Here is a 4,014-nt window from a genome sequence, read left to right on the forward strand (position 1 = left end):
GGCGGCGACCCGCTCCACTTCGGCATCATCATGATCATCACGCTGATGATGGGCGAGATCACCCCGCCCTTCGGCATGGTGCTCTTCGCCATCACCCGGGTGGCGAACATCGCCTTTGCGGACCTGGTGCGGGGCGTCACGCCTTACCTGATTCCCATCCTCGTCCTGCTGGTGATCCTGGTGATCTTCCCCCAGCTCGTGACCGCCCTACCGGGGCTGATGTGAGCGGAGACTCTATACCCAATACCCATAAGAGGAGAAACGCATGCGCTTGCCTACTGAAAGCGTGAGCATCATGGACGTCACCGCGCGTGACGGCTTCCAGATGGAGAAGGCCTGGATTCCCACCGAGGAGAAGATCGGAGTCATCAACGCCGTCCTGGCTTCCGGCGTCAGGCGGATCGAGGCCACCTCCTTTGTCTCCCCCAAAGCGGTGCCCCAGCTCAGCGACGCCGACGAAGTCCTGGCGGGCATCGACAGGCCCAAAGGCGCCGCCGTCACCGTCTTGGTCCCCAACCTGAGGGGCGCCGAGTTGGCCTTGCGGAGCGAGGTCGATGAAGTGACGGTGGTCGTCTCCGTCAGCGAGACGCACAACCGCAGCAACGTCCGCAGAAGCGTCCGCGAGTCGGTCGCGCAGATCGGCGAGATCGTGAACCTGCTCGAGCCGGCCGGCAAGAGGGTCAATGTCGGCCTGGCCACCTCGTTCGTGTGCGTCTTCGAGGGGGTCATTCCGGTGCGGAAGGTCATCGACGTGATCAGCGCCCTGAGCGGCGCCCCAAGCGGCGGCGCGCTCGCCTCGTTCGTCTTGTCCGACACCACCGGCATGGCCAACCCGAGACAAGTCCACGACTATGTGAAGGCGGTGAAGGAGCGCTTCCCGCGGCACCATTTCGGACTGCACCTTCACAACACGCGCGGCATGGGTCTGGCCAACATCCTCGCGGGCTACCAGGCGGGCATCCGCTCCTTCGACGCGGCGGTCGGAGGCATCGGCGGTTGCCCGTTTTCGCCGGGGGCGACCGGCAACGTCTGCACCGAGGACCTCGTTCACATGTTCCACGAGATGGGCATCGAGACCGGCATCGAGGTGGATAAGCTCATCAGGACCGCCAAGGGGCTCGAGGCGCTGCTGGGCTACCCTCTGCCCGGCTACCTGATGAGGGCAGGAACGTCGCCGACGTCCCGCGACGCTGACCTTGGTGAAACCGGCGAGGTGGGAACGGGTGAGCGCTAAGCCCGACACGCCCCTGGCGGGCATGCGCGTGCTCGAGCTGGGCTCCTTTATCGCCGGCCCCTTCTGCGGCCGGCTGCTGGCCGACTTCGGCGCCGAGGTGATCAAGGTAGAACCTCCCGGCAAGGGCGATCCCATGCGCGGCTGGGGGCCGGCGAAGCACCAAGGCAGGTCGCTGTGGTGGCCCGTGCAGTCGCGCAACAAGAAGTGCATCACCCTGAATCTGGCTTCGGCTGAAGGTCAGGCACTCGTTATGGCGCTCGTCAGGGACGCGGACATCCTCATCGAGAACTTCAGGCCGGGCACCATGGAGGGCTGGGGTCTCGGCTACGAGGCGCTGCGTACCGTCAACCCGGCCGTCATCATGGTGCGCATCTCGGGTTTCGGCCAGACCGGCCCCTACAAGGACCGGGCGGGCTTCGGCAGCGTCGGCGAGGCGATGGGCGGCGTCCGCTACGTGACCGGCTATCCGGACCGGCCGCCCGTGCGGACCGGCATCAGCCTGGGCGACTCGGTGGCCGCCATGTTCGGCGTGATCGGCGCCCTGATGGCCGTCTACCAGCGCGACCGCAGCCCCGAGCGGCGCGGGCAGGTCATCGACGTGGCCCTCTACGAAGCTGTTTTTGCGCTGATGGAGAGCTCCCTCAGCGAGTACATGAAGGTCGGCGCGGTCAGGGAGCGAACGGGCAACATCGTGCCGGGCGTGGCGCCCTCGAATCTCTACCCGACCAAAGACGGCAAGTGGATCGCCATCGGCGGCAACGCCGACAACGTCTGGCGCCGGCTGGCCGGGGCGATGGGGCGTGCTGAGCTGGCGGACGACCCCAGGTACAAGACCCACGACGCTCGAGGCGAGCATCAGACCGAGCTCGACGAGCTCATCGCCGCGTGGACGAAGGCGCAGAGCATGACCGAACTCTCGGCTCTGCTGGCCGAGGCCGGCGTTCCAGCCGGTGGCATCTTTTCCGTCGAAGACATCGTCAACGACCTTCACTACCAGGCCAGAGACATGATCATAAGAGTGCAGGACGAGGCCTTGGGCGACCTGCACCTGCCGGGCGTCGTGCCCAAGCTGAGCGAGACGCCGGGACGGATCGCCTGGACCGGCCCCGGCTTGGGCGAGCACAACGACGAGGTCTTCTTGGGCTTGCTGGGCCTCGGTGGGGACGAGTACCAGGAGCTCAAGGACAGCGGTGTCATCTAAAGGAGTATGGACTACTAGGGAAACTCGTCGTTCTCGTACTCCCGCTCGAGCCGCTCGAGCCTCGCCCGCACCAGCGGCAACCGGGGATCGCGCTCGGGCAGCGCCTCCTTGACGGCAAACCACACCTCGGCGTCATCGGGGGAGGTGCGGGCGAAGGCCAGCAGGGCTTCGGGGTCGCTCGAGGCCAGGACCGACCTGCGCACGCCCTCCTCGAGGTAGTCGCGCAGCTCCCGAATCTTCGGCGCGGCGCTAGCGGGCAGGAGCGGCCCCTGGTAGAGTTCTACGGCCTCACGAACCCGGCCCGCCGCGAGGTGGTCCTCGAGCGTGGTCACGTCGAGGCGGAAGGGCACGGTGATGCGGTAGGGGTGCATGCTCACCGGGAGCTGGCCGCGCAAGCGCGAGACCGCCGAGCGCAGCGATACCAGCTTGATCTCGTCGCGCTCGCCGTAGAGCATCAGGTGGAGCACCTCGGGGTGGAGTCCGGCCGGGTGCAGCGCCAGGAGCACCAGCACCTCGAGGACGCGCTCGGAGAGCCCGAGCAGGTTGCCCTCGTAGCGGACTTGGGCGCTGCCGAGCACGCGGATGTCGAGCGGTTCGCTCTGGGCGAGCAGCCGCGCCCAGACGCCCGCAAAGGCCGGTTCGGGGCCGCCGAGGAGCCTGAGACCCGTTCTCGACAGGTTGGCCAGGAGCTCTTGCACCTCGGCGGATATGCCATCATTCCAGGTGTGCTCTCCTAGCCGCTGGTTCAGCATGAGGCGGTGAACGGCGGCGGCGGCGCGGTGATGGGCGAACAGATTGGTAGCCTCAAGGACCCTGTCGAGGGGTGCGCGCGCCGCAGGCGGATCGTGAAACGCCTTGGCCATTCCCGACGCCAGCAGGGCCGGAAGGTGATGGATGTCGCTCTCTCCGGCGGTGAGCTCGAGCGCGCGCCGGCTCTCGTTCAGGGCGCTCGCCACGTCGCCCTTCTCGAGGAGAATGCGCACGAAGGGCACCATGAAAAGGCCGACGTGAACTCTGGCACTCTTCCCGATGTTCGCCTCGGCCAGCCGCTCGGCTTCGTCCAGGTTGCCCTCGACGAGGTGCAGGTCCGCCAGGGTCGAGCGGATCAGGATGGCGAGGTGCGGGGCGGCGGCCTCGAGGTGCCCTTTCAAGGTGGTGAGTTCGTCAATGAGCCCGGCGGTCCGGCCGATCATCAAGCGCGCGAAGGCGCCGTTGTTGACGAGCAGGAGACGCCGGTAACCGTCCTTGAGGTCGTGGCCGTCGAAAAAGCGCAGCGCCCACTCCGTCCAGGTGGCGGCCTCCTGGTAGTGGCCGCTAAAGATCAGGCACTCGCTGAGGGCTGAGGCGTTTCGCGCGACCTCGTAGGGTCTGCCGCGCTGCTCGGCGACCTGCACGCTCCTGCGCAGGAGGGTAATGCCTTGGAGGGGATCGGGGTGGAGGCGGCCGAGCTGAAAGAGAGACAGCGGGGTTTCGTCCTGGGAGGCCGCGCGGCGCGCCTCGGCGAAGCCGACCACAGGATCCTTTAAGGCCCCCGCGTAGCGGGCGCGCAGATCGGGTGCTTCGTGCTCAGCTAGGTAGG

At 67.1% G+C, this 4,014-nt stretch carries 4 protein-coding genes; 3 read left to right on the forward strand and 1 reads right to left on the reverse strand.

Features of this window, described 5'->3' with window-relative positions; genetic code table 11:
• The 3 genes from M3498_06535 to M3498_06545 form a co-directional block, all read left to right on the forward strand.
• The coding region (locus M3498_06535; protein ID MDQ3458940.1) for a TRAP transporter large permease subunit at positions 1-225 on the forward strand (225 nt) is incomplete at its 5' end.
• Between the two features lie 40 nt (positions 226-265).
• A complete protein-coding gene (locus M3498_06540; GenBank protein MDQ3458941.1) occupies positions 266-1,234 on the forward strand; it encodes a hydroxymethylglutaryl-CoA lyase in 969 nt (322 codons plus the stop codon).
• 22 nt (positions 1,235-1,256) lie between these two features.
• A complete protein-coding gene (locus tag M3498_06545) occupies positions 1,257-2,435 on the forward strand; it encodes a CoA transferase (protein MDQ3458942.1) in 1,179 nt (392 codons plus the stop codon).
• A gap of 14 nt (positions 2,436-2,449) precedes the next feature.
• On the opposite strand, the gene M3498_06550 is transcribed toward M3498_06545, so the two are convergent.
• On the reverse strand, positions 2,450-4,014 hold a 1,565-nt coding region (locus M3498_06550), incomplete at its 5' end, for a hypothetical protein (GenBank protein MDQ3458943.1).

This window comes from Deinococcota bacterium (assembly GCA_030858465.1).
Taxonomy (GTDB): Bacteria; Deinococcota; Deinococci; order Deinococcales; family Trueperaceae; genus JALZLY01.

Coding starts and splice junctions, on each gene's coding strand:
- M3498_06545 (MDQ3458942.1), top strand. CDS start 1,257: ATGCGCGTGCTCGAGCTGGGCTCCTTTATCGCCGGCCCCTTCTGCGGC.
- M3498_06540 (MDQ3458941.1), top strand. CDS start 266: ATGCGCTTGCCTACTGAAAGCGTGAGCATCATGGACGTCACCGCGCGT.